This is a genomic window from Arthrobacter sp. S2(2024) (assembly GCF_036662515.1).
Classification (GTDB): Bacteria; Actinomycetota; Actinomycetes; order Actinomycetales; family Micrococcaceae; genus Arthrobacter.
Genome location: NZ_JAYKZI010000001.1, coordinates 133,497 through 159,204, shown reverse-complemented (window position 1 = coordinate 159,204; position 25,708 = coordinate 133,497). Strand labels below are relative to the sequence as shown.

Annotated in this window: 16 protein-coding genes and 1 tRNA gene; 15 read left to right on the top strand and 2 right to left on the bottom strand. The window is 63.7% G+C overall.

Features of this window, described 5'->3' with window-relative positions:
* The first annotated feature begins 264 nt into the window (after window positions 1-264).
* The 4 genes from VLA65_RS00645 to VLA65_RS00630 all read left to right on the top strand — a co-directional run bounded on the left by VLA65_RS00645 (window position 265) and on the right by VLA65_RS00630 (window position 5,254).
* On the top strand, window positions 265-1,416 hold the full coding sequence (locus VLA65_RS00645) for a resuscitation-promoting factor (RefSeq protein WP_059387941.1): 1,152 nt from the start codon (window positions 265-267) through the stop codon (window positions 1,414-1,416).
* A gap of 107 nt (window positions 1,417-1,523) precedes the next feature.
* Window positions 1,524-2,405 carry a 16S rRNA (adenine(1518)-N(6)/adenine(1519)-N(6))-dimethyltransferase RsmA gene (gene rsmA, locus VLA65_RS00640; RefSeq protein ID WP_284989832.1) on the top strand — a complete coding sequence of 294 codons (882 nt, stop codon included), beginning with the start codon at window positions 1,524-1,526 and terminating at the stop codon, window positions 2,403-2,405.
* On the top strand, window positions 2,402-3,379 hold the full coding sequence (locus VLA65_RS00635) for a 4-(cytidine 5'-diphospho)-2-C-methyl-D-erythritol kinase (protein ID WP_284989831.1): 978 nt from the start codon (window positions 2,402-2,404) through the stop codon (window positions 3,377-3,379). The genes rsmA and VLA65_RS00635 overlap by 4 nt, the downstream gene beginning before the upstream one ends.
* Before the next feature lie 39 nt (window positions 3,380-3,418).
* Window positions 3,419-5,254: an ABC-F family ATP-binding cassette domain-containing protein gene (locus VLA65_RS00630; RefSeq protein ID WP_284989830.1), complete on the top strand. Its 1,836-nt coding sequence runs from the start codon at window positions 3,419-3,421 to the stop codon at window positions 5,252-5,254.
* A 913-nt stretch (window positions 5,255-6,167) separates the two neighbouring features.
* Here VLA65_RS00630 and VLA65_RS00625 read toward each other — a convergent pair.
* Window positions 6,168-6,854 carry a TetR/AcrR family transcriptional regulator gene (locus tag VLA65_RS00625; protein WP_442880124.1) on the bottom strand — a complete coding sequence of 229 codons (687 nt, stop codon included), beginning with the start codon at window positions 6,852-6,854 and terminating at the stop codon, window positions 6,168-6,170.
* Window positions 6,855-7,043: 189 nt separating this feature from the next.
* On the opposite strand from VLA65_RS00625, the gene VLA65_RS00620 reads away from it, so the two are divergent.
* From VLA65_RS00620 to VLA65_RS00590, 7 genes are all read left to right on the top strand, one after another.
* Window positions 7,044-7,115: transfer RNA gene (locus VLA65_RS00620), tRNA-Gln, on the top strand.
* Between the two features lie 154 nt (window positions 7,116-7,269).
* Window positions 7,270-8,778 carry a bifunctional UDP-N-acetylglucosamine diphosphorylase/glucosamine-1-phosphate N-acetyltransferase GlmU gene (gene glmU / locus VLA65_RS00615; RefSeq protein ID WP_284989829.1) on the top strand — a complete coding sequence of 503 codons (1,509 nt, stop codon included), beginning with the start codon at window positions 7,270-7,272 and terminating at the stop codon, window positions 8,776-8,778.
* A complete protein-coding gene (locus tag VLA65_RS00610; RefSeq protein WP_028266439.1) occupies window positions 8,775-9,755 on the top strand; it encodes a ribose-phosphate diphosphokinase in 981 nt (326 codons plus the stop codon). The genes glmU and VLA65_RS00610 overlap by 4 nt, the downstream gene beginning before the upstream one ends.
* A 403-nt stretch (window positions 9,756-10,158) precedes the next feature.
* Window positions 10,159-10,731 carry a 50S ribosomal protein L25/general stress protein Ctc gene (locus tag VLA65_RS00605; RefSeq protein WP_284752518.1) on the top strand — a complete coding sequence of 191 codons (573 nt, stop codon included), beginning with the start codon at window positions 10,159-10,161 and terminating at the stop codon, window positions 10,729-10,731.
* A 121-nt stretch (window positions 10,732-10,852) separates the two neighbouring features.
* The gene (gene pth, locus VLA65_RS00600; RefSeq protein ID WP_332601514.1) at window positions 10,853-11,437 is read left to right on the top strand and encodes an aminoacyl-tRNA hydrolase; all 585 of its coding nucleotides are present in this window, start codon (window positions 10,853-10,855) and stop codon (window positions 11,435-11,437) included.
* Window positions 11,438-11,626: 189 nt separating this feature from the next.
* Window positions 11,627-14,347 (top strand): helix-turn-helix transcriptional regulator, encoded by a 2,721-nt coding sequence (locus VLA65_RS00595; protein WP_284989828.1) that lies wholly within the window; start codon window positions 11,627-11,629, stop codon window positions 14,345-14,347.
* Entirely contained in the window at window positions 14,325-17,084 is a 2,760-nt protein-coding gene (locus VLA65_RS00590) for a LuxR C-terminal-related transcriptional regulator (protein ID WP_332601513.1), read from the top strand. Before VLA65_RS00595 ends, VLA65_RS00590 begins: the two co-directional genes overlap by 23 nt.
* 169 nt (window positions 17,085-17,253) lie before the next feature.
* On the opposite strand, the gene VLA65_RS00585 is transcribed toward VLA65_RS00590, so the two are convergent.
* Window positions 17,254-17,493 carry a hypothetical protein gene (locus VLA65_RS00585; protein ID WP_172465510.1) on the bottom strand — a complete coding sequence of 80 codons (240 nt, stop codon included), beginning with the start codon at window positions 17,491-17,493 and terminating at the stop codon, window positions 17,254-17,256.
* A gap of 46 nt (window positions 17,494-17,539) precedes the next feature.
* Here VLA65_RS00585 and VLA65_RS00580 point away from each other — a divergent pair, with 46 nt between their 5' ends.
* From VLA65_RS00580 to VLA65_RS00565, 4 genes are all read left to right on the top strand, one after another.
* Window positions 17,540-20,074 (top strand): helix-turn-helix transcriptional regulator, encoded by a 2,535-nt coding sequence (locus VLA65_RS00580; protein WP_332601512.1) that lies wholly within the window; start codon window positions 17,540-17,542, stop codon window positions 20,072-20,074.
* Entirely contained in the window at window positions 20,071-22,752 is a 2,682-nt protein-coding gene (locus VLA65_RS00575; protein WP_332601511.1) for a helix-turn-helix transcriptional regulator, read from the top strand. Before VLA65_RS00580 ends, VLA65_RS00575 begins: the two co-directional genes overlap by 4 nt.
* A gap of 494 nt (window positions 22,753-23,246) precedes the next feature.
* Window positions 23,247-24,629: a nucleotide sugar dehydrogenase gene (locus VLA65_RS00570; protein ID WP_284989824.1), complete on the top strand. Its 1,383-nt coding sequence runs from the start codon at window positions 23,247-23,249 to the stop codon at window positions 24,627-24,629.
* 31 nt (window positions 24,630-24,660) lie between these two features.
* Window positions 24,661-25,665, top strand: coding sequence for a dTDP-glucose 4,6-dehydratase (locus VLA65_RS00565; protein ID WP_059387927.1), 1,005 nt, complete (start codon window positions 24,661-24,663; stop codon window positions 25,663-25,665).
* The last annotated feature ends 43 nt before the right edge of the window (window positions 25,666-25,708 follow it).

Here is a 25,708-nt window from a genome sequence, read left to right as displayed (position 1 = left end):
CGAATCCGGTTTACATACCCAGTATGTAAAAATCTTGGTCACTTTATAACGCTTCGGTTACAGTGGGTAACCAGTAGCCGGGGTCGGGGAAGGCCTTCGGACAACTAACTCCGTTCGCAATTGGTGTTTTCAGTTGAATTGAGTGTGGCGGCGCACAACTCCGCTGCAGTCCTCCAGCATGCTTCGGCAGGCATCCGGGACCGCGGCAGGAGGCCCCTGTGCGCTTTTCCCCGTGCCCGGATGGTCCAAAAGTTACGGGCAAACATGGTTAAGTTCTTCACCACGGGCGGCAAGTTCAGTTTCGTCAAAGTCGGTGCGCAGCTGCTGGTGCTTTCGGCACTGGTGCTGGGAGTGGTTGCTTTTACAGGCAACAACAAATCAGTCACCCTCAACGTCGACGGCAAAGTGAGTTCCGTCCAGACCTTCGGCAACACCGTTGACCAAGTGGTCAAGGCAGCCAAGGTCGATCTGAAGGCTGAAGACCGGGTATCCCCGGCCTTGGACGCCTCGGTGCAGAACGGTTCCATCATCAACGTCAACCTGGCCAAGGCCGTCACCGTCAGCCTTGATGGCGCCCAGCGGACCGTCAACACCACCGCCCCCAACGTCGAAGGCCTCGTTTCCGAGCTCGGCGTCGCGAGCGCATCGGCCGTCTCGCAGCCGAAAGACACGCAGCTGGCCGTCTCCGGATCCTACGTTTCGATCCTGACCCCCAAGACGATCAGCCTGATTGTCGACGGTCAGAGTTCGGCAAAGACCACGACGGCGGCCGACGTGGGCACCGTCCTCAGCGATGCCGGCGTCTCGCTTGGCGCCAACGACCGGGTTTCGCAGCCCAATTCGGCTCCCGTTGTCCAGAACATGGTGATCAAGGTTTCGCGGGTGGACACCAGCAAGACCGCCACCGAGACCGAGAACGTCCCGTTCGACACGGTCACGACGGAAGACGCCACCCAGTTCAGCGACCAGAAGACGGTCACCCAGGAAGGGGTCCTCGGGCTGCTCAGCAAGACGTTCAAGCTCGTCCTTGTGGATGGCCGTGAGGCTTCCCGGACGTTGGTCTCCTCTGACGTCACCGTCAAGCCGGTCTCCGCGAAGGTAACGGTCGGAACCAAGGAACGCCCCAAGCCCGCACCTGCCGCAGCTGTTGCCTCCGGACCTACGGGTGCGCCGAACGAGGCAATGTGGGACAAGATCGCACAGTGCGAGTCCGGCGGGAACTGGGCCATCAACACCGGCAACGGTTACTACGGTGGCCTGCAGTTCGACATCCAGACCTGGATCGGTTCCGGCGGTGGCGCTTACGCTCCCAACGCCGCCGCCGCCAGCAAGGCCCAGCAGATCGACATCGCCAACCGCGTCTACGCGCAGCGCGGCCTGTCTCCGTGGGGCTGCGGATGGGCAGCATCCAGCTAGGCAAAAATGAACGTGGCCGGGTCCGGAATTTTTCGGGCCCGGCCTTTTCGCGTGCTGAAGCCAAGAGGCGGCGCTCCCGCCGGTCGCTCAGACGATACGATACCTAGGTGACTGAACCGAATTCCGAACCCGCCGCCGTCGCGCCCCTTCTGGGAGCTGCGGACATCCGACGGCTCGCCGAGGAAATCGGTGTCCGCCCCACAAAGACCCTGGGCCAGAACTTCGTCATCGACGGCAACACGATCAGGAGGATCGTCTCCGCCGCCGGTATTGATCCCGAGGAAACCGTGCTGGAGGTCGGCCCCGGGCTGGGTTCGCTGACGCTCGGCCTGCTCGACGCCGCCAAGACAGTTGTCGCCGTCGAGATCGATCCCGTACTGGCCGGCAAGTTGCCGGAAACGGTGCGCACGTGGCGCCCGGAAGCCGTGGACGAATTCCACCTGGTCCTCTCCGACGCCATGAAGGTCACCGAACTTCCGGTTCAGCCCACGGCTCTCGTGGCCAACCTGCCGTACAACGTCGCCGTCCCCGTGGTCCTGCACCTGCTCCAACATTTCCCGAGCCTGCAACACGGGCTGGTCATGGTCCAGGACGAGGTGGCGGACCGGCTGGCCGCGGGGCCGGGCTCCAAGATCTACGGAGTCCCCTCGGTCAAGGCCGCCTGGTACGGCCACATGCGCAAGGCCGGCGTGATCGGCATGAATGTGTTCTGGCCGGCCCCCAAGATCCACTCCGGCCTGGTGTCCTTCACCCGCGGCGCGCCGCCGGCAACGCACGCCACGCGCGAACAGGTCTTCGCAGTCATCGACGCCGCTTTTGCCCAGCGGCGCAAGACGCTCCGCGCGGCCCTCGCGACATGGGCGGGGAGCGCGGCGGAGGCCGAACGTTTCATTGTCGCTGCAGGCGTTGATCCGACTGCCCGCGGAGAGGTGCTCGATATCAACGCGTTTGTCCGGATCGCCGAGGCACGCCACCCCCTGGACGCATGAATCCGGCAATCGGCGGTGCGAACCGCGGGCGCTTCGTCGCACGGACCGTACGCGTCCGGGCACCCGGCAAAGTGAACGTTTCCCTCAACGTCGGCCCCTTGCGGCCCGACGGCTACCACTCTGTGGCCAGCGTGTATCTCGCGGTGTCCCTGTACGAGGAAGTAGCCGCAACGAGCACGGAGGGGACCGGGATCACGGTCAGCATCGCTCCCTCAAGCACCTTGGACCTCGACGGTGTGGACATCCCGCTGGACGAGCGGAACCTGGCCTACAAGGCTGCCGCCATCATGAGGGATGTCTCGGAGAAAGCCACGGGCGTGCATTTGGAAATCACCAAGCGCGTCCCCGTCGCCGGGGGCATGGGCGGCGGCTCGGCCGACGCCGCGGCGACACTCCTGGCCTGCGATGCCCTCTGGAACAGTGGTTTGTCACGCGAAGAACTGGCCCACCTTGCAGCCGAGCTGGGCGCGGACGTGCCGTTCTCGCTTCTCGGAGGTACCGCCGTCGGGCTTGGCGTGGGCGACGAACTCTCACCTGCCCTCGCAAAAGCGCAGATGGACTGGGTCCTCGTCTGCGCAGACTACGGACTTTCCACACCCGAGGTTTTCCACACCTTGGACAGGCTTCGGACCACCGAGGGACTCGACATCCCCGAACCGCTCGAGGTGGACGCCAAGATCCTCCAGGCGCTGCGCGACGGGAATCCCGATGCCTTGAGCAAAGTCCTCATCAACGACCTCCAGCGCGCCTCGATCGAGCTGGCCCCGCAATTGCGGGACACCATAGGGATAGGGGAGTCCAGCGGTGCCCTGGCCGGGATTGTTTCCGGTTCCGGCCCCACCGTGGCTTTGCTTGCCCACAACCCCCGGGCGGCCGAGGGGCTCGCCGAGGATCTTCGGCACCTGGGACACAACGCCCTTGCTGTGCACGGCCCGGTTCCGGGTGCCCGAATCATCTCCGATACCCTTCTTTGACACGTCGCCCTGACTGTTCACACCAGAAAGTAGTACCCAGTGGCCCACCTGCTTGGCGGTGAAAACCTCACCGTTTCATTCGCAACCCGCACCATCCTCGACGGCGTAACCCTTGGTTTGGAGGACGGCGACAGGATCGGCATGGTCGGGCGCAACGGCGACGGCAAATCCACGCTGATGCGCTTGCTGGCATTGCGCTCGACGCCGGACTCCGGCCGCGTCACCAAACGCGGCGACGTCAACGTCGGCTACCTCGACCAGTCCGACGTGCTCGACGGCGACCTCACGGTCGGCGCCGCGATCGTCGGCGACCAAGCCGACCACGAATGGGCCGCGAACCCCAAAATCCGCGAGATCATGGGTGGCCTCGTGGCCGACGTCGATTGGCACGCCAACGTGCATGCCCTCTCCGGCGGACAAAAGCGCAGAGTCGCCCTGGCCAAGCTGCTCATCGAAGACCACGACGTCATCATGCTCGACGAACCAACCAACCACCTCGATGTGGAAGGCGTCGCCTGGCTTTCCCGGCACTTGAAGACCCGCTGGCGCGCCAACCAAGGCGCGTTCCTTGTGGTGACTCACGACCGTTGGTTCCTGGACGAAGTCTGCAACCGGACGTGGGAAGTGCACGACGCCATAGTGGACCCGTTCGACGGCGGTTACGCTGCCTACGTGTTGGCCCGCGCCGAGCGTGACCGCACGGCGTCCGTCGTCGAAAGCAAGCGCCAACAGCTGGTCAAGAAGGAGCTGGCGTGGCTGCGCCGGGGCGCCCCTGCGCGCACGTCCAAGCCCAAGTTCCGCATCGAAGCCGCCAACGAGCTGATCGCAGATGTTCCTGATCCGCGCGACTCGGTGGCCCTCAGCAAGATGGCAACCGCCCGCCTCGGCAAGGACGTGCTGGACCTTGAAGGCGTCTCCCTGGACTTCAAGGGGGACGACGCCGGCCGGAAGCTCTTCGACGACGTCACCTTGCGCTTGGCTCCGGGACAGCGGCTGGGGCTGGTGGGCGTCAACGGTGCCGGAAAGTCCACCCTCCTGAGGCTCCTTAACGGCGAGATCACGCCGAGTTCAGGCAAGGTCAAGCGCGGCAAGACTGTTGTCACGGCGGTGCTCAGCCAGGACGTCAAGGAACTCGATGACGTGTCCGACCTTCGCGTGATCGAGGTCATCGAACGCGAGAAGCGCTCCTTCAGCGTGGGCGGCAAGGAATTCACGGCCGGCCAGCTCGTGGAGCAGCTCGGGTTCACGAAGGAAAAGCAGTGGACTCCCGTCACCGACCTTTCCGGCGGCGAACGGCGCCGCCTGCAACTTCTGCGTCTGCTTGTGGGCGAACCGAACGTCCTGATGCTCGACGAACCCACCAACGACCTCGATACCGACACGCTTGCCGCCGTCGAAGACGTCCTGGACGGCTGGCCCGGCACGCTGGTTGTTGTCAGCCACGACCGCTACTTGCTGGAACGCGTCACGGATTCCCAAATGGCACTCCTGGGTGACGGCAAGCTCCGCGGACTTCCGGGCGGCGTGGACCAGTACCTGGAATTGCGCGAAGCCGCGCTGGCGAGCGGCGCGGTGACCGGCGGCGCGTCGAGCGGCAGCGCGAGGCCGACGGCGGGAAGCGGCTCGAGTGCCGCAGCCTCCGGGCCCAGCGAAGCGGAGAAGCGCGAAGCCCGCAAAGACCTGAACAGGATCGACCGTCAACTGGGCAAAATCGCGCAACAAGAAGAGAAGCTCCACGTCCAAATGGCGGCCAAGTCCCAATCCGGCGACTTCGACGCCCTCGGCGAACTGAACACCAAGCTCCAGGAACTCCTCGACGAAAAAGAAGGCCTAGAGCTCGAATGGCTCGAGGCGGCGGAGATCCTGGGGGAGTAGGCGGGCTGGGACGGGCGCCGGCATCCTTTGCGGTTGCCTTTGGTGCCTGAGCCGGCGCTTCCGCGTCGCTTAGACACGGCCCATATGTGGGCCTGCGGTCGCTGAGCGACCTCCGGCCCACGAAGGGCCGCGATGCGCTCCTTTCGGAAGAACCGCCTCCGGCGGGGGTAAGTCACCTCGCGGGGGCGGACTGCCGGCGTCGTCCGCCAGCGGTGGGATGGGTAGGGGGCCGTGGAACTCGAGGCACAAGGGAGACTTCGGCAATTCTTGACACACAAATTTGCCAGCGACACAGATCGAGAAAATCAATGCGCGGATTCCAGTGCCGATAGGAATTTTGCGCGTCGTCGGGGCACATCGGCGTCGGAGGTCCGGGCGCCAATCGAAGCGGTTGTTTGGTGAATCGGGGGCGATTCTCGACACCCAAATTTGCCAGCGACGCAGAAAGTGAAAACCGCTGCGCGGATTCCAGTGTCGATAGGAATTTTGCGCGTCGACGGGGCGCATCGGCGTCGGAGGTCCGGGCGCGGGTCGAAGCGGCTGTTTGGTGAATCGGGGGCGATTCTCGACCCCCAAATTTGCCAGCGACGCAGAAAGTGAAATCCGATGCGCGGATTCCAGTGTCGATAGGAATTTTGCGTGTCGACGGAGCGCCTCGGCGTTGAAGGCCAGGCGCCAACCGGAACGATGGCAAGAGCGGTGCTGCGGGCCTTCGGGTAGGAGCGCATCGCGGCGCATCGGGGTTTGGAGGTCGCTCAGCGACCGGAAGACCCCATATGCGCTGTGTCTAAGCGACGGCGAAGGGCCGTTGCGCCGCGGAGGCGACCACGGAAACGCAACCGCGGAGGCGACCGCGGACACGTGGGAAGGCGACTACGGACGCAACCGCAACCGCAAAAGCCAACCAGACGCCCTAGCCCTCGCTCCGGAGTTCCGGCTCCTTTTGCAGGCCCGTCAGGCCGTTCCATGCCAGGTTGACCAGGTGGGCGGCTACCGCGCGTTTGTCGGGCTCGCGGTGGTCCAGCCACCATTGGCCGGTCATCGCCACCATGCCCACGAGCATTTGGGCATACATGGCGCCGTCGGCTGCGCTGAAACCGCGCCGGGCGAATTCGTCGGCGAGGAGGTCCTCTACGCGATCGGCCACGTGGGAGAGGAGGGTGGAGAAGGCGCCTTCGGGCTGGGAGGGCGGGGCGTCGCGCATGAGGATCCGGAAGCCGTCGCTCCGCTCCTCGATGTAGCCGAGCAAGGCAAGTGCCGCCTGTTCAACGAGGACGCGTGGTTTGGCTTCGGCGGCGAGGGACTCGTTGATGGCGTCGAGGAGGATCCGGAATTCGAACTCCACAACCTGGGTGTAGAGGCCTTCCTTCGAGCCGAAGTGCTCGTAAATCACCGGCTTGGACACGCCCGCGGCGGCTGCGATTTCGTCGATGGTCGTGGCGTCCAGGCCGCGGGCGGCAAAGAGGCCCCGGCCAATTTCGATGAGCTGGGAGCGGCGCTGGGCGCCTGTCATCCGGGCACGGACAACCTGGGCTGCGGGTGGGTGGTTGATCACCCTGGAACCCGTCGACTGCCGGGGAAGTCCTGTGCTGTTGCTCACGCATCCATCATGCCTTATGGCAAGCGTGAAGCGGCCTCTGGAGTGCCCGCCAATACCGCTGGAAAGGACTCGGGGTTGCGCCAAGTCGCGAACACCGCGATGGTCATGGCAAACTAGATTCTTGTGTGTGCGACCCGGTCAATCGGGAACCCCGCGGACCCTGCGTCCGCAAGGGCTAAGTGCGCACGGTCCGCTCTGGTGTAATGGCAGCACCCCGGCCTTTGGAGCCGTGGAGTATAGGTTCGAATCCTATGGGCGGAACTTGTCGGTGGTCTGCCGGCGCCGCCTCTGAAGGCACCGTCTCTCCCGAAGCTGTCCACTGGCTGCACGGAAGGCTGTGAATCGGCAAGAGTAGGATAGAGCAGATGCCGCAGCCGGGTTCGCCCGGACGTAACCGAGCAAGGAGAGCGACTTCGTGAGCCCCGATACTACTGGCCCCGCCGCTGTAATTGTCCTAGCTGCCGGAGCCGGTACGCGGATGAAGTCACGGACTCCCAAAATCCTCCACGAAATCGGCGGACGCTCCATGGTGGCGCACGCCATCCTCGCAGCGCGCTCCATCGATCCCCGGCAGCTGGCCCTCGTGGTCCGCCATGAGCGGGACCTCGTCGCCGCGCACATTGAACTGATCGATCCCGACGCCGTCATCGTGGACCAGGACGATGTTCCGGGAACCGGGCGCGCGGTGGAAGTAGCCCTTGACGCCTTGGACGCGAAGGCAGAACTCACTGGCACGGTAGTGGTCACCTACGGTGATGTGCCTTTGCTGACCGGTTCCCTTCTGTCCGAGCTGGTCGCCACGCATGAATCCGAAGGCAACGCCGTGACGGTCCTGACCGCGGTGCTCGACGACGCCAATGGCTATGGCCGCATCCTTCGTGCCGAGGACGGCACCGTGCTGGGCATCCGCGAACACAAAGACGCGAGCGACGCCGAACGTTCCATCCGCGAAGTCAACTCCGGCATCTACGCTTTTGACGCAAAAGTGCTTCGCGAGCAGTTGCGCAAAGTGACCACCGAGAACATCCAGCAAGAAAAATACCTCACTGACGTTCTCGAATTGGCGCGCGACGCCGGAGGCCGGGTTTCCGCCGTCGTCACCGCCGACCGTTGGCAGGTCGAGGGCGCCAACGACCGTATCCAGCTCGCCGCGCTCGGCGCAGAGCACAACCGCCGCATCATCGAGGCGTGGATGCGTGCAGGCGTCACGGTCGTTGACCCGGCCACCACCTGGATCGATTCCACCGTCACACTGGACGAAGACGTCCGCCTCCTGCCCAACACGCAGCTCCACGGCACCACCACCGTGGCGCGCGACGCCGTCGTCGGCCCCGACACGACCCTCACCGACGTTTCGGTGGGCGAAGGCGCGAAGGTGACCCGCACCCACGGCTCAGGATCGACCATCGGTGCGGGAGCCAGCGTTGGTCCGTTCACCTACCTGCGTCCCGGCACTGTCCTTGGGGAGACCGGCAAGATCGGCGCCTTCTACGAAACCAAGAACGTGACGATCGGCCGCGGTTCCAAGCTGTCCCACCTCGGCTACGCCGGCGACGCCGAGATCGGCGAGGACACCAACATCGGCTGCGGCAACATCACGGCCAACTACGACGGCGAGAAGAAGCACCGCACGGTGATCGGCTCCGGTGTACGGACCGGTTCCAACACTGTCTTCGTGGCCCCCGTAACGATCGGCGACGGCGCATACAGCGGCGCCGGTGCCATCATCCGCAAGGACGTTCCCGCCGGAGCCCTCACCCTGAGTGTCGCTCCCCAGCGCAACGCGGAAGGCTGGGTCATCGCCAACCGGCAGGGCAGCAACTCGGCCCAACGGGCGCAGGCTGCGCAAGCCGCGCTTGGCTCCACTGCCACCCCCGATTCCTCAAGTACTCCGGCAACCACAGAAGAGGGCACACAGGCATGAGCGAAATTACCGCACACGGCGAGAAGAAACTAGTTCTCGCCGCCGGACGGGCCCACCCCGAGCTGGCGCAGGAAATCGCCAAGGAGTTGGAGACCGAACTCCTGCCTATCGACGCCTACGACTTCGCGAACGGCGAGATCTATGTGCGCTCAGCGGAGAGCGTCCGTGGCACCGATGCCTTCGTCATCCAGGCGCACCCGGCCCCGCTGAACAACTGGCTCATGGAGCAGTTGATCATGATCGATTCCCTGAAGCGCGCGTCCGCGAAGCGGATCACGGTTGTGTCGCCGTTCTACCCGTACGCCCGGCAGGACAAGAAGGGCCGCGGCCGCGAGCCGATCTCCGCCCGCTTGGTGGCAGACCTTTACAAGACCGCCGGCGCGGACCGCATCATGTCGGTGGACCTGCACACGTCCCAGATCCAGGGGTTCTTTGACGGCCCGGTGGACCACCTCATGGCCATTCCGCTGCTTGCCGACTACATCCGCACCAGGGTCGAAGCGGACAACATCACCGTTGTCTCGCCGGACACCGGCCGTGTCCGCGTTGCGGAACAGTGGGCCGAGCGCCTGGGCGGTGCGCCTTTGGCGTTCGTCCACAAGAGCCGCGACCTCACGGTGCCGAACCAGGCCGTCTCGAAGACCGTCGTCGGGCAGATCGAAGGCCGCACCTGCGTCCTGATCGACGACATGATCGACACCGGTGGAACGATCTCCGGCGCCGTCCAGGTCCTCAAGAACGCCGGCGCCAAGGACGTCATCATCGCGTGCACCCACGCCGTCTTCTCCGAGCCGGCGGCACAGCGCCTGGCCGATTCCGGTGCCCGCGAGGTGGTCGTCACCAACACCTTGCCGATTCCGGCCGACAAGCGCTTCCCGCAGCTCACGGTCCTGTCGATCGCACCGTTGATTGCGCGCGCCATCCGCGAAGTGTTCGACGACGGTTCCGTCACCAGCCTCTTCGACGGCAACGCCTGATCCCCACCGGCTCCCAGCCTTCGCAAGCTCAGGCCGGGGCCCTCGCCGGCGTGGGCCCACTCATCGCTGGTCCAACCCAACTGGCTCGCATTAGTTGTCGTTATGAGCCCTCAAAACGACAACTAATGCGAGCCAGTTGGGGCGGGGCGGGGCCGTTTTCCCTTTGGCGGGACCCGGCTGCTAAACTCTTGGGGATACCTTGGCGAGGGAGAGCACATCCGGGTTAAAACCGGATTGCGGGTCTCCGTTATCGACTGGGTCTGAATCTCCTTCAACGAAGGCGGACCGCACCTGCTGCTCAGCGGCTGGCATTCCGCCGGGCGTGGAAGGTCACCACAGACCTCCGCCCTTGCTGATCGACTTGCCGGCAACTCGCCGGCGCCACAGTAATCAAGGAGTACACATGTCTGAGCAGAAGCTCGCAGCAGAACTGCGCACTGAATTCGGCAAGGGTTTCGCCCGCCGCGCCCGTGCAGCCGGCCAGATCCCCGCCGTCATCTACGGTCACGGCGCTGAGCCCATCCACATCAACCTCCCGGGCCGCGCCACCACCCTGGCCGTCCGAGTTTCCAACGCCCTGCTGGCCCTGGACGTCAACGGCGAAGAGCACCTTGCCCTCGTGAAGGACATCCAGCGCGACCCGATCAAGCAGATCATCGAGCACATCGACCTCCTGACCGTCCGCAAGGGCGAAAAGGTTACCGTTGACGTTGCCGTCCACGTTATCGGTGAAGCTGCCATTGGCGCTGTCGCCAACCAGGAAGCCACCACGGTTTCCCTCGAAGCCGAGGCTACGCACCTGCCCACCTTCGTCGAAATCAGCATTGAAGGCCGCAAGGCCGGCGAGCACGTCCACGCTTCGGACATCGTCCTCCCGAGCGGTTCGGAATTGCTCACCGATCCCGAGACCCTCATCATCAACATCTCGGAGGCCACTTCGGAGGCCGAAGAAGAGGCAGCTCCTGCCGCTGAGTAGTCGTTCGGTTTATTAGTCTTTCCGACTAATTGCGGCATTAGCCTTAGCGGGTGGCCGGGTCCCTGAGGGGTCCCGGCCACTTCTTTTTCATTCCACACTCTTGATTCCCTAGGATGACTCCATGACAGACACCTGGCTGATCGTAGGCCTTGGCAATCCCGGCGCTGAATACAGCCACAACCGCCACAACGTCGGCCAAATGGTCCTGGACGAACTGGCCTCACGGATGGGCGGAAGCTTCAAAGCCCACAAGGCCCGGGCGCAAGTGGTCGAGGGCAGGCTGGGGATCGGCGGACCGCGCGTAGTGCTGGCGAAACCGATGAGCTACATGAACGTTTCCGGGGGACCCGTATCCGGCCTGGCCAGGTTCTTCGACATCGCCCCTGATCACGTTATTGCCGTCCACGACGAAATTGATATTCCCTTCAATACGGTCAAGCTGAAGATCGGCGGCGGAGAGGGCGGGCATAACGGCCTGCGGGATATTTCCAAGGCCTTGGCTACAAAGAACTACTTGCGGGTTCGCGTGGGGGTGGGCAGGCCGCCCGGAAGAATGGACACCGCGGATTATGTCCTCAGGGATTTTGGAGCTTCCGAGAAAAAGGAGCTGCCATTCCTCCTGGATGAAGCTGCGGATGCCGTCGAGGTATTGATGACTCAAGGTTTGCTTGCCGCCCAGCAGAAGTTCCACCCCGTCAAGGCCTAGCAGCGTGGGCCTACGTGCACTCATTTCGGTGGTTAACAAGTACCCTGATCGTTAGTCGGCTGGCTAATTGATTCACGCCGATCGCTATGATACTTTGCAAATCACTGCTGGGGGTGAAGAGGAAATACAAAAGCAAACGACCCGCTGAACGTCACGTCCGCCAGAGCTGCGAAGGTAGCGTGATCTAAATTGCGAGCAACACCGGAGTCTGAAACAGAGCGACCCGCAACGGAGCGGCAAGCACTGGGCGCTGCAGAGCGTCGAAAATGGTCGTCCCTGGTCCGGCAGGATCTTCAGAACACGGTTATCGACGCGCTCGGTGACCCGTCTTTGTACGGAGTGGTGGTGGTTGGCGCGCCGGGCGTCGGCAAAGCGACTTTCGCCCGTTCGGTTGAGGCCCGGCTCACTCCAAAGACTCACGTCCTGCACCTCCACGGCTCCACTGACGTCAGCACTCCTTTTGGGGCGCTGGCCCATCTGGTGGCGAGGCTTCCCGTCGATGCCGCAGATTCCCCTGGCGCGATCATCCACGGCATATCGCATTTGATAAGTTCGGACGCCGCGGGGCGCGAAGTGCTCTTGGTCCTTTCGGAACTGCCCGCTTTGGACAGCATGAGCACGGCCCTTCTGGTGCACTTGTTAATCAGTGGGACAGCGAAAGTCCTCGTCACTGTCCGCCAAGCCACAGACATGCCAGAAGACCTGATCAGGCTGTTGAAAGACGGCCTCCTGGACGAAGTTGAACTTCAGGTTTTTTCACGGGCGGAAGTTGCTAAATTACTGAGCGGCGTCCTTGGAAAACGGGTGACCGCTACTGCTGCAAGCGCTTTGCACGCGTCCAGCGGTGGAAATCCCTTGGTGCTCCAGGCCATCGTCACCGAACAGCTCCGCTCAGGCAACCTGCACCTGGCCGGACAGGTTTGGGCGATGAAGGGCGAAATCCACCTTTCTTCCGCTGAAGTCCTGACCGACCTGGTCCGCTCGCGCCTGGCCCGGGAGACCCCCGCGGTCCAGGAAGCCCTGGAGCTGCTTGCCCTCATTCGAACGGCCCCGCTCGCCGTGCTCTTGGACGTCCTGGAACCTGAAGTGGTTGCCGAGATGGAGTGGTCCGGCTACCTGCGCGTCGAACCGTCAGGCGCCCGCCGGGTGGCGCTGCGAGACGAGTACATGGGTGAGGTTATTCGGGGCTGGATGGATCTGCCACGGCGGAATGAACTGCGGCGGCTCGCCGCCGGGGTGATCGGCAGCATCACCCGGGACCTTGATGCCGAGGCGCTCCTGGGCTTTGCCTCTTCGACACTGAATGTCCGCGAAACCCTTGAACCAGGAGTGGCACTGGCAGCTGCGACGGCAGCGAACAGGCAATTCGATCCCTGGTTCGCCTTGGAATGCGCCCGGCAGATCGGCCGCGAGGACAAGGAATGGGTGGCTGCCGCCCAGCAGCGCTGCGTTTCCCACGTTATTCTGGCCGAGCACGAGGCCGCGGTGGCCGCTTTGAAGGATGTGACGCCCGAGCAGCTTCGGCGCCTCCCGGCGTATGACTACGCGGACTATGTCCAGGAACTCTGCAGCGCGCTGCTGTGGGTTCCAGGTGGGCACCTCCAAATACCCGGCCTCATCGCCGAGGCCCGGGAGGATCTTTCCCGCCGATCGCAGGAAACCGGAGCGGATGCCACGGAAATCGAACGGGCAAGCGGGATGCTCAGGCTCGCGAGTTTCGAGCTCCACGTCCATCAGGGCGAGTATGCCGAAGTTGCCGAAGCCTTGGAGCAGGAGTACCGGGACGGCATCGATCTTCAACAAAGGCTGAGCTGCGGGAGCCTGCTGATCATGGCCTGGGCGGTGTTGGGCAGGGAAATGGAAGCGATCGAGCTGGCGCGCGAGCTGAGGCACAAGATACAGCGTGCAAAGGCGCGGCCGCGGTTGCACAACTGGTTGTCCGAAGGCTTGTTTGCCGCACTCCTGTGCAGCGGACAGTGGGAAGAACTAGCCCGGATGCTGACTGCGACCCTCGATCAGCAACCAAAGAACATCCATTATCTTGGCGGTGCCGCCGAACTGGCGCTGGGCGTTTCCTACACCTACGCAGGACGGGCTTCAGTCGCGATCGACACCCTGCTGGGCGCCCAGGCGCAGTTGGAGATCAGGCGCAACTACTACGGACCAGCACTGGCCTACTCCGCGCTCGCTTTTGCGTACGCCCAGGCCGGAGACGTGAAGGAATCCCGGACTTTTCTCGAATTGGCCGAAAAGGGACAAGGGGAAACGGCCTGGTTCCCCGCCTGGATGGCCGAATTCTGCGTCAAGATGGCCAGGCGTTGGCTGAAGGATCCCGGGGCGAAGCAAAGCCTCATCGAGTCCGCCAACCGGGATTTGGCGAAAGGACGGATCACCACGGCGTCCATCAGCCTCTTCGGCGCCACCGTCCACGGCACCGAGGAGGAACTGTTGCTCCTGGAGCAGGTTTCGTCCCGCCGCCAGGGCAAGATGGCCGCAGTCAACCGGATGGTGGCGGAGGGAACCCGCAAGAAGGACCCGAAGACGTTACTACTTGCAGCTTCGGTTGCCCAGGAACTGAAATTGGATGCGGTGGAGTCCCGCTGTGCCGTCCTGGCCTTGGACATCGCCCGGGAAGCCGGCGATTCAGCGTCCGCAAGGCTGGCCCAGCAACGGCTGGACCGCTTGGTCGGGACCGTGCCGGTACTTCCCCTGACACCTCACACTTTTGGACCCGAACTGACGGAAAGGGAGCGTCAGGTTGCAAAGATGGCCAGTCAAGGGTTGAGTAACAAAGAGGTAGCCAACCAGTTGCAAGTTTCCGTGCGCACAGTGGAAGGCCACCTTTACCAAATCTTCACGAAAATGGGAATCTCATCGAGGAGCGAGCTTGAAGGAACCGCGCAGTCATGACAACGCTGCGGCGGTTCATGCTCATGCCGGAGAACGCGCTACAAGGCCGCCCGAACCGTGGCTCGATTATGGGCATTTGCTCCCCGGAATTACGGCCGCCATCCGCGCGGATGATTGTTCGGCAGTCTTCATCGTGGGCGATTCCGGCCTCGGCGCGTCGTCCCTCCTGGCCCAGCTGGGCAGGGTTTTTGGCGGGGAAGTTGCGGTAGTCCCGATACACGGAAGTCCGTCACTGACCGCTGTCCCGTATGGGGTACTGGCTCCTTTCCTTGCCCATCTTTCACTCGCCGACATATCTTCCCGGGTTGCCGTGCTTCGCTCACTGTGGGATCACCTCGAGGGCATCCGCGTAGGTACAGGACCGGCTTTGCTGCTGGTCGATGACGCGCACTACCTGGACGATGCCACGTGCGCGATGCTGACCGAGCTTGTCCAGGCAGGATGGGCCAAAGTCGTGGCCGCATGCGTTCCACGGCCGGGAGTTCCAGCACCGCTCTTGCGCATGTGGCACGAGGGGACCGCCGAATGGTTCGACCTGGAGCCTTTGACCGCTGAGCAAGGCCACGAACTGTGCGAGGCATTGCTCGGGGGAATCGTCTTGAACAGCACGAGCCATGGTTTCTGGACGGAGGCGGGCGGCAACACCCTCCTCCTGAAGACCCTTGTCCGCGAAGCTGAGAGCTCGGGAACCCTCGTCCAACGGCACGGCGTTTGGCTCAAGACGGCCGCGACTCCGGTCCACACGGTAAAGCTGGAGGCCGTCGTCAAACTTCAGCTGATGCGCATTTCGGCCGCGGGCAGGGAAGCCTTGAACTTGATCGCATTGGCAGAACCGGTGGACGAGACGTTGATTAACGTTGTGGCCGGTGAAGCGGCCGTCCAGGAGCTGCTTGACCAGCATTTGATCAAGCCCGGAGGCAATGGGTTGCCAAACCTCCGGCTCGTCAATCCGGTCTACGGAGAGGTGCTGAGAAGCATCGTCCCGGCCGCGCAGAGCCTCCAACTGCATCGGCAGCTGATCTCCCGGATGGATGTGTTGGAGGATAACCCGGATTCCTTGTTGCGGATGGTGACATGGTCACTTGATTGCGGGGCGGACGTGCCCGATCGTCTTTTGATCCGGGCCGCGGTCCTTTCGGCGAGGCTACTGCAGAGCGAGACCGCATTGCGTATGGCGTCGGCGGTCCGGGACGTGCAATGGCAATCGATTGCTCAAGCCGTTTTGGCCCGCTCATACTTCAATCTCGGCCGCCGGGACGAGGCCGCGGCAGCCTTGGCCCAGGAAACTGTGGATGGCGACGCCGGACCCTCCCAGGTCGTATCCAGCAGCGTCCTTCGCGCGGCCACGCGTGCAGCCGTCGGGCAGTCGGCTTCCTTGATCCGGGCGGAGGCCGAGATCCTCCGCGAATGGGGCGAACAGCAGCCCGGCCTCGACGGCCAGCGGACGCCGGCCGCGCAAGCCGCGGTGACGCTCGCCGCCACCGTGATCGGGCTGCTCGCCGGCTCCGTCGATGGCGATTACAAGAGGATGGGCCCGGAACTGGAGCGGGTGCTCCTCCAGTCGGGAACCGTGGAAGGCTCCTTGGCCCCACTGTTCAGGGGCCTGGCACTCGCACTTAAGGCAGAAATGATGTGCGCCCTCGGCCGCGGGCGCCAGGCGAGGCTATTGGTTCTCGAAGCTGCCGCCTTGGCGCAGCCCCAGGAGAACGATGTCTTCTTCATCCCCGAGTTCATCTCCGCCCGCCTCGTCATCTGCGCGTTGGCCGTAGGTGACTGGGCCGACGCACAAAATCTCCTCGACAGGTACTACGAATCGTCGGGCGTCTCGATGGCGACCTATGGCGGCGCGGCCTACGTGGTGGCCGGATACATTGCCATCAGGCAGGGAAAAACCGGCGACGCCCTGCCCTTGCTGACGGCGGGACTCGAAGCCTTGAGGGACAGCGATCCGCAGAATCTCTTCGGACTGTGTGCCGCCATGGCTTTCTATGCCGCAGCCGGCGCCGGGCTGCCTGAAGCCGAACGGTTCCGGGCGGACTTCAAAGCCTGGGGACAACACAGCACCCACCTTCTCGCGGCACAGGCAAACAGTTTTTTCGACGCCGGACTTGAACTCCTCAACGCCGACGGTTCGGGAGTGGAAGCGTTGCACCAAAACGCTGACGACGCGGCGAAGGAAAACGCGACGTACCTTGAACTTCATGCCCTTGAGCTTGCGCTCGGCCTGGGAGACACCAGCAGGTTGGACCGGTTTTGTGAAACCGCGGCTGCAACGGAGGGCGAGTGGGCACAAGCGCTCGCCGAGTACGGACGGGCACTCAAGTTCGGGGGAGCTGCCCGGTACCTGTCCGCAGGGGAGAAGCTACAGGCAGCCACTGCCTACCATCTGGCCGCGAAGGCATATGGATTGGCGTTGGCAGCACCGGATCGCGGCCAGACCAAGGAGCTCAGCGCCGTAGCGCGGGCGGGGCTGGCGCACTGCAACGAAGAACTCGGCCAGGGCAGCGAGGAAACGCAGAACGAGTCCGTGGTTCCGAAGCTGACCAAGAGGGAATGGGACATCGTCAATCTGGCGGTCCAGGGACTCAGCGACCGGCAGATTGCGGACACGCTGCTTATCTCGGTCCGGACGGTCGAAGGGCACCTGTACCGCTGCTATTCGAAATTGGGGATCACCGGCAGGGACGAACTTGCAGGAGCCGCGGCCGTCGCGCAGGGAGCGTCGAGTACAGGCTGAAGCCGGGAATGGCCGCGGGGGAGTAGTAGTGCACTCTCGATTCGAACGGACGCCACTGCCGGCGACGAGTACCCGCCACCCGGGGGAAAGGTACTCACACCCGCATACGAGTATCCGGCACCAGGAAAGTCGAGTACTCACTACTGGTGTGGGCCTGACGGCCAGCTGGTTAATTGGGGGGTGTCACCACTCGATCACTGGGGGTCTCGCTCATGTTGACAGCAGGCAGTGCATCTACGGTCCATGCCGTTCGGTCCGGGAACGCGTCCCGGTACCAGGCGTTCGACGCATCTTCGGCGACGTCTTCGTCGGATGGAACCGGAGGCAAATCGGTAATTTCGACGGCCTGGCCGCCGATTGGACCCAGAGCCGCTGTTGAGGACATCGCCGTCGCGCTGGCAGCTTCCAAGGGTGGCGTCCTTGTTACTGGGCCGTCGGGGAGCGGCAAGAGCTACTTGACTACTCGCGCGGTGAACGAACTACGCGGGCGCTCATTCGTCGTCGTCATCCGCGGCAGCGCGGCGTTGGCGAGATCACCGTACGGCGCCCTCAATATCCTTCTGAGCGATCTTGACCCGGGATACCTGGCACATCCAGTCCTGGTGTTGTCGGCACTCACCAATTTGCTCCGTGAGCGCTCCGAGGGAAAGCCGGTGTACCTGGTCATAGAAAACGCGACCGAGCTTGATGAGTTGGCGGCCATGACAGTGGCCCAACTTGCGAGGAACGGCACAGCGCAACTTGTCCTCACCTGCACCGACCCGCAGCGGCTCTGCGGCGAGATCACGCGGCTGTGCGGGGATGGCTTCCTGCACCGGATCGACCTCAAGCCCCTGACTTTCCAGGAATCGCACGCCTGGCTCGAAGCCGGGCTCGGAGCACAGGTCTCCCCGTCCGGCGCCCATGCCCTGTGGACGGCCAGCGGGGGCAACCCGCACTACCTCAAGATGCTCGCAGCGGAGCTCGCCGAATCGGGTTCGCTCCTGAAAAGCGACGGCGTCTGGGTCTTGACGTCCCGGAGCGAACAGCATGGCAGGGCAATCACCGATCTGATCACCACGCGGCTTGGGCGAATGGGCGACGGTGAGCGCAAAGTCCTGGAGATCCTTTCACTGGCCAGGGCCGTGCCCCTGGAATCCCTGCTGGCACTCGCCTCGGCGGACGATGTGGACTCCCTTGAGAAAAGGGGCGTCCTCGTCGTCGACGACTCGTTGCCCAGGATGGCCCGGCTCCAAAGCCAGCTGGTCGGTGACGTGGTCCGGGCGAACGTACCCCCTGGCCGCAGCAACGAACTCCGGGGCCTGCTCCTTAAATCGATGGATCCGGCCCTTGGCCAACGCTCGATGTTGCTATCCATGGCCGCTTGGGCATTGGACTGCGGAGCCAAGCTGGGAAGGGAAGAAGCGCTTGAAGCTGCCGCGATGGCGAACCGGCACCTTGATGCGCGGCTGGCCCTGCGCTTGGTCCGGTCCATTCCGGGCCACTCCACGGTGCCCGGGGCAGTAGCCGAGGAAGCCCGCGCGATGATGACACTGGGTGACGTCGCTGCGGCCCGGGAGCTGCTGGGTCTTCACTTGGATGAACCCGGGGATGAAGCCACCCTGGCCGAATGGGTCCGGCTCAAGCTGGCCGAGGCCGCAGTCCTTCTGGCCCTTCCCGAAACCACGGCGCAAGCCTGCGAAACGCTGGCCCGCGTTAGGCAGCGGCTCGAAGCCGAAACCGGCGAAGGGCAGGACATCGCAACACTTCGGGAGGAACTTGTCCTTGCCGAATCGCAGGCAGCCAGCTATTCGGGTTCCTACGCTGAGATGGCGGCAAGACTGGAAGAAGTTCTTCAAGACTTTGAATCGCACGGCACCGAGTTCCGCCTCCTTGCCGGAAGCTGGCTGTGCGAGGCGTGGGCCCTGACGGGACGGCAATCCGAGGCGGCGGACATGGCGGAACAGCTGACGGCTGACTGCCATGATCCTGCTGTTTCGGTCGCGGCGGCCCGACGCGCCACATCGCGGCTACGGTTCGCCTTCGTACTTGCAGGACGGTGGGATAAAGAGGCGGAAATGGTCCAACCCGGCGACGACCTCTTGGTTTCCGTCGCCGAGGCACTGCCCACAGCGATCGATCTTCCCAAAGCGATCTTCCGGTGCCTCCAGGGACGGGGCCAGGACGGTTTGGACGCGCTCATTCCGGTCATAAGCCAATTGCGCGTCCAGGACAACGAAGGCATGTTGGATGTCGCCTGCACTGCGGCGGCCTACGCCTCGGCTTTGCAGGGCGAGCAGGAGCAGGCCCTGCGCTACCTGAAGGAAGCCTCCACCCAGCTGCGCCGGCCGACGTGGCGGAAGGAACGGACGAAGAGGTACCTCGCGGCGTTGGCCCGCGATCGGGTCGACGGCCCGGATGCCGCCGTCGAGGAGCTCCTCCGCTTGGCCGACGCCGACCGGGACGAGGGCGCCCCCGGTCACGAGATCTTTTGCCTCAGTTCAGCCGTTCGGCTTGGCGCGGTGGCAGCCGCTCCACGGCTGTTGGACTCGGCACTCCGCTGCCAGGGACGATTCGCGGAACTGTGCGTTGCGTACGCACGGGCGACGATGTCCGGAAGCGCAGAGCTTCTTCTTGAGGCTGCGCGGTTGGCCGAAGACATGCAGAACGACAGGTTCGCCTTCGATATCGCGGAGACGGTGTTGCAGCTGGACCAGGTTCAGTTGGACAAGACGGCCCTCAGGAAGGCGCGGCAGCTCGCGGAAACGTGCCGGCAGCGCCTGCGCACCCCGCAAAGCGGAAACCAAGAGGGATTGAAGCTGACCGCTCGCGAGATGGAGATCGCCAAGCTGGCGGCGAACCGGGAGAGCAACAAGGGTATCGCCGCGAAGCTCCATGTTTCAGTTCGCACGGTGGAAGGGCATCTCTACCAGATCTTCGGCAAGCTGAAAATCGTTGAACGCTCTGAGCTGAGCTTCGCGCTTGGCAACGTCGAAGGTGGTGCGAAATGACTGAAGTGGTTGCGGCCGATGCGCTTGTCGGACGATTCAACGTGATGGCCGCCGTCGTCGACTGCCTTCTCGACGCCAATGGGCCCGGAGTCCTGCTTTTCGGTGACGCGGGCATCGGCAAGACGGCACTGATTAACGAAGTGGTCTATGAATTAGGGCAACGTGTCCGCCCCTTCAGGGTCTTTGCCGGTCCAACCCTGGCCTCGGTACCGTTCGCTGCCTTGGCGCCCCTTTTGACGGCCTTGACCCCGAGCCAGATCAACGAGCCATTGTCGGTCCTGAGGGCCGTGGTCGCGGCGTTGAACCCGGCAGGCCAGCCACATCCGGCACCGGCGGTCCTGATCGTGGAGGACGCACATCACATCGATGACAGCAGTGTGGCTGTCCTGGCCCAGTTGGCAGCCGCGGAAGCCGCCAAGGTCGTGTTCCTTTGCCGTCCGTATCCGGCGCCGCCCGCAGAGGTCTTCTCGATGTGGTCCGAGGGACTCGTGGACCGATTCGACTTGCAGCCGCTCAACGAGCAGGAAGTCAACCAACTTTGCGCCCAGGCCTTGGATGCGCCCGTCGTCCAGGGCACCAGCGCCGTCCTTTGCAAGTACTCGGGTGGAAACCCGATGTTCCTGCTGGAACTCATCGAACACGCCAAGTCGTTGGGCCAACTGGTCTGCCGCAACGACGCCTGGATGCTTTCGGGTGAGCTTCGGGGAACCAGCGTGCGTTTGATGGACCTTGTCCGGAACCAGATCCTGATGCTGGGCGCCGCGCAGCGCGACACCCTGGAGACGGTGGCCCTCGCCGAGCCTGTCCCGCTGAACGTCGTGCAACGGGCCGGCGACTCCAGCGCCGTGGACGAACTGCAGGAACTGCACTTCATCGAGATTGCGTCCGACCCCGAGCGGCATGTCCGGCTGGCCCAGCCGCTGGTTGGCGAAGTCATCCGCCAGCTGGTCCCGACCGCCCACAGCATGACCATCCGGCGGCGCATCGTGAACCTCATGGAGTCCAAGCCGCAGACCATGGACGGGCTGCTGCGCTACGTCTCCTGGGGATTGGAATCGGGCACCGAGGTTCCGGACTCCGACATCCTGGAGGCGGCCCAGCTGGCAAACCGGTTGTTCATCCCCAGCTACGTGGAGCGGGTTACCGGCGCGATCAAGGATCCGTCCCTGAGGCTTGCCGCCCAAGTAGAGGTTGCGCGGGCCAAATGGTACCGGGGCGACATCAGGGGATCGGTGTCCTCGCTTGCGGGGGTCGTGGATCGGACCAATGATCCGCGGACGGTCCGGCAGGCATCGATGTTGGCGGCCCAGCTCGCCGGGCGGCAAGGCGTCGGGCCGAACGCCATCAAACAGGCTGCGTACGAATGGGAGGCAGCCTTGGCCAGGCTTGCCGAATCCCGTCAGGGCATCGACCCCGATGAGCTGGAACGCGGGAAACTGGGAAGCAGGCTCCTTTCGCTGGAAGGCCTCCAAACCGAAGGCCACTACGTCGAGACAGAGCGGGAACTCCGCCAGATCTGGAAAGAAGCGGACGACGACGAGTCCCGCCTCGTGGCGGGCACCCTCCTCGCAGAGGCCATGGCGGTCACGGGACGGCCGGTGTCCGCCATCCAGATTCTGATGGAGATACAGGAAATGGTCGCCGCGAGCGGCGACTGGAGCCTCCAGTACGCAGGAATGGTGATGCGCCGCTACATCCTGGCTTTGCAGCAGGCAGGCGAATTCGGCGTTCTTGAAGCGTTCCTCAAGAACCATGTTTCCCAAGCACCGAACTCCCTGATCTATTCGGGCGGGATGCTCCACCTGGCTGCCGGAATGGTGGACCTGCGCCGGGGAGACCTGGGAGTGGCCCTGCCCCGGCTTCGCCAGGCTGTCAGCATGCTGCGCGTCTCCGACATGGGGAGCGACTTGCCCGACGCCGTTGCTGCCGCCGCCTACGCGGCGTCGATCCTGAAACGCCGGGAAACCGCGATGACGTACTCGAACGAATACGACACATTGGTCCGGGAAGGCGTGCATCCGTCGCTGCTGGCACAAGGTCATGCGGCAGTTGCGCGAGCCGAGCACACCGGAACGCAAACGGCGATCTCGAGACTCATGTCCCTTGCGGATTCCGCGGCCGCGGACGGGGCTATCGGCGCCGAGATCGACATCCTGATGTTGGTCCTGAGGCTGGGAGACCCCAGTGTGGCGCGTCGGCTGGTAGCGGTAGCCCAGGGCAGCGAAGGCCGCACTGCGGAGTTCGCCTTGAGCGTCGGGCTTGCCCTCGCGCACAAGGACGCGGATCGCCTCATTGAGCTGAGTGATTCGGCAGCCAAGGACGGACTGGAGCTTGCCGCCGCTGACTGCGCCGGCCACGCCCTACGGATCCTGGAAAGCAGGGGGGACAAGGCGCGCCAGCTCGAAGGACAGCGACTCCTCAAGCGTCGCACCGCCGCTCTCGACAAGGCCGGCCCGGCCGTTGAAGGGGCCTCCCCGGATCTCCAGAAGCTGACCCGGCGCGAACAGGAAATCGCGACGCTCGTGCAGTCGGGGTCGAGCAACAAGGACATTGCGCTGAGCTTGGGCCTGTCATTGCGCACGGTTGAAGGCCACTTGTACCGAATGTTCGCCAAGCTTGGCATCAGCCACCGCGAAGACTTGATGAACGGTGCCCACGGCACGCAGGGACTGGGCTAGCCGCAGGCGCGACTGGGTTCACCACTGGGATCGGGTGACCGCTTCCCCGAAGCCGCGTTCCGCCGTCGTGCGCTTGAACAGACGGCACGCAAAGGGCGAAAGGCCTAAAAGCGAGTACTGAATCGAGTGGTTAAAAGCGCTCGGACGGGTAGTCAATCGCCGCGGGAGGGACCGCGCATCCAAAGACGGGTAGAGCCCACTCGCGCCCGCCTTGGGGGTTCGTTAATACGCTTTTCCTGATGGCAACCGCCACTCATTTGGGGATAAGTGGGTCTCGAGATGAAACGCAGGAAGAATTCTTTGCTACAGGAAAACCACCCGGTGATCCAGCGAGAAGTCAACTCCAATGCGACCGGTTTCCCGCATTCCGCGGGCACCCCCACAATCGAGCCGGCGGCGGGCGGTCATGTGCCCTCTGAGACCAGGGCACGTCCCGTTCCGCCGCCGGCTTTCTTTCACACTGGAGACAACAGGCACCGGGAGGTCGACTGACCATGGCACCGAACACGAAGGTAAAGACCCTCAAGGCAGAGCCCAACGGGAGCTCGCAGTCCTTGCACACGCAGGCACCAGCTTGGCCGGAGGGCGCGGGAACACGGACAACCACGCAAGATCAGGCGTTTACTTTCGACGTGGCGATCGTGGGCATGGGCTATGTGGGCCTGCCCACGGCGCTCGCCATCAACGCTTCCGGTCGGCGTGTCCTCGGCCTTGACGTGTCCGACGCCCGCCTGGCCGTGATCCGGGAGCAACGGGCAGATCTTCTGGACTCCGACCGGGAACGGCTGAGCAACGCGCTGCTGGACCCGACCTTCATGCTGAGCAGCGATTTGTCATTGCTTGCCCGCGCGGCGGCAGTGGTTGTGTGCGTTCCCACTCCCGTGGACGAGTACCTGGTTCCGGACCTCTCCATTCTCCGGGCGGCCTGTGCCTCGGTGGTCGATTTCGCCACCACTGGCCAGTTGCTGATGCTGACCTCCACAACGTACGTCGGATCCACGCGCGACCTCCTGGCTTTGCCCTTGGCAGCGCGGGGACTTATCCCGGGCCATGACGTGTTCGTGGCCTTCTCGCCCGAGCGCATCAACCCCGGCGTGGATTCGTTCTCCCACGAAGACGTCCCCCGGGTAGTCGGCGGCGTGACCCCGGCGTGCGGCGAAGTTGCCGAACGGCTCCTGAGCGCCAGCACCAAGTTGGTTCACGTGGTGCCGTCGGCGGATGTCGCCGAGATGACCAAGCTTGTGGAGAACACGTTCAGGGCCGTCAATATCGCCCTGGCTAACGAATTCGCCGATATCTGCCACGAACTCAACATGGAAGTCATGGACGTCATCGATGCGGCGTCCACCAAGCCGTATGGATTCATGGCGTTCACACCCGGTCCCGGAGTCGGCGGACACTGCATACCGTGCGACCCCCACTACTTGCTGTGGCAATTGCGCAAGGCCCGCTTGACAGCCCCGGTGATCGAGCAAGCGATGGCCGGGATTGCGGGCAGGCCGCACCAGGTGGTGGAGAAGGCCAGGCGTATCCTGTCTGACCGCAACCACGGTGTTTCCGGTGCACGCGTTATGGTCCTCGGGGTTGCGTACAAGCCCGACGTCGAAGATCTCCGGGAATCCCCGGCGTTGGAAATCATTGCCGCCTTGATCGCCGACGGAGCGGAAGTGGCATTCTCGGATCCTTGGTGCCAGACGGCTCCCGACGGCCATGGCGGGACCCTTCAATCCGAGCAATCGCCTGCTGACTGGGGTGCGGACCTGGTGATCCTGCACACGAGGCACAGCCAGATGGAACTTGACTGGCTGGCCGGAGCCCCGGCAGTCCTGGACACGACATACCGCTTGCCCAAGGCCGGCAACGTGACCCGGCTCTAGATCCACCAGGTTTTCGACGGAAGCAGGAGTAATGAAAACAGCAATAACCGGCGGTGCCGGGTTCATAGGAAGCCATCTTGTTGAGTACTTGTTGGCGGCCGGGGACGAAGTCGCCGTGCTGGACAACTTGTCGACCGGACGCCTGGAGAACCTCAAAGGCGTCATAGGCCACAGGAACTTCCACTTCGTCGAGGGCACCATTCTCGACCGTGACGCAGTGGACAAGGTGGTGGCGGGTGCCGACAGGGTCTTCCACCTGGCCGCCGCGGTTGGCGTGAATTTGATCGTCGACCACCCGTTGGAGAGCCTCCGCACGAATATCCATGGCACCGAAGTGGTCCTGGACTCGGTCCTCGAATCAGGTGCCTCGCTGTTGCTGGCATCCACAAGCGAGATATACGGGAAGAACACCTCGGACAGCCTCTCGGAGGAAGCGGACCGCATCCTGGGATCCGCGCTCAAGTCCCGGTGGACCTACGCAGCCGCCAAGGGTATTGACGAGGCATTTGCCCACGCATACTGGCGCCAATTCGGGTTGCCGGTTGCCATCGTGCGGCTCTTCAACACGGTCGGTCCGCGGCAGACAGGCCGCTATGGAATGGTTGTTCCGCGGCTTGTGCGGCAGGCGCTCGTCGGTGAACCCCTGACGGTTTACGGAGACGGCCATCAAACCAGGTGCTTCTCCTACGTCGGCGACATCGTTCCGGCCATCGTCCGCATTTCCGAGGAACCGCTTGCCTACGGAAATGCGTACAACCTCGGCGGCAGCTACGAGATTTCCATCCTGACGTTGGCCGAGAGGATTGTCGAACTCCTTGGGAGCGGCAGCGCGATCACTCTGGTGCCTTATGAGCAGGCCTACTCAGAGGGCTACGAGGACATGCGCCGGCGGGTTCCGGACAACAGCAAGTCCTTCGGGCTTGTTGGCTTCGAGCCGAAGACCACCTTGGATGAGATCATCCTCAACGTCGCGGCCGACTACAAACCCGCAAAAGTCCTGGATCCGGCAGGTTGGAAGATTACCCTCGCGTCGTGAACGAAGGGACGGCATAGCCTACAGCGTAAGGACGGGCGGCTGG

Coding starts and splice junctions, on each gene's coding strand:
- VLA65_RS00605 (WP_284752518.1), top strand. CDS start 10,159: ATGTCTGAGCAGAAGCTCGCAGCAGAACTGCGCACTGAATTCGGCAAG.
- pth (WP_332601514.1), top strand. CDS start 10,853: ATGACAGACACCTGGCTGATCGTAGGCCTTGGCAATCCCGGCGCTGAA.
- VLA65_RS00635 (WP_284989831.1), top strand. CDS start 2,402: ATGAATCCGGCAATCGGCGGTGCGAACCGCGGGCGCTTCGTCGCACGG.
- VLA65_RS00645 (WP_059387941.1), top strand. CDS start 265: ATGGTTAAGTTCTTCACCACGGGCGGCAAGTTCAGTTTCGTCAAAGTC.
- VLA65_RS00575 (WP_332601511.1), top strand. CDS start 20,071: ATGACTGAAGTGGTTGCGGCCGATGCGCTTGTCGGACGATTCAACGTG.
- VLA65_RS00610 (WP_028266439.1), top strand. CDS start 8,775: ATGAGCGAAATTACCGCACACGGCGAGAAGAAACTAGTTCTCGCCGCC.
- VLA65_RS00565 (WP_059387927.1), top strand. CDS start 24,661: ATGAAAACAGCAATAACCGGCGGTGCCGGGTTCATAGGAAGCCATCTT.
- VLA65_RS00570 (WP_284989824.1), top strand. CDS start 23,247: ATGGCACCGAACACGAAGGTAAAGACCCTCAAGGCAGAGCCCAACGGG.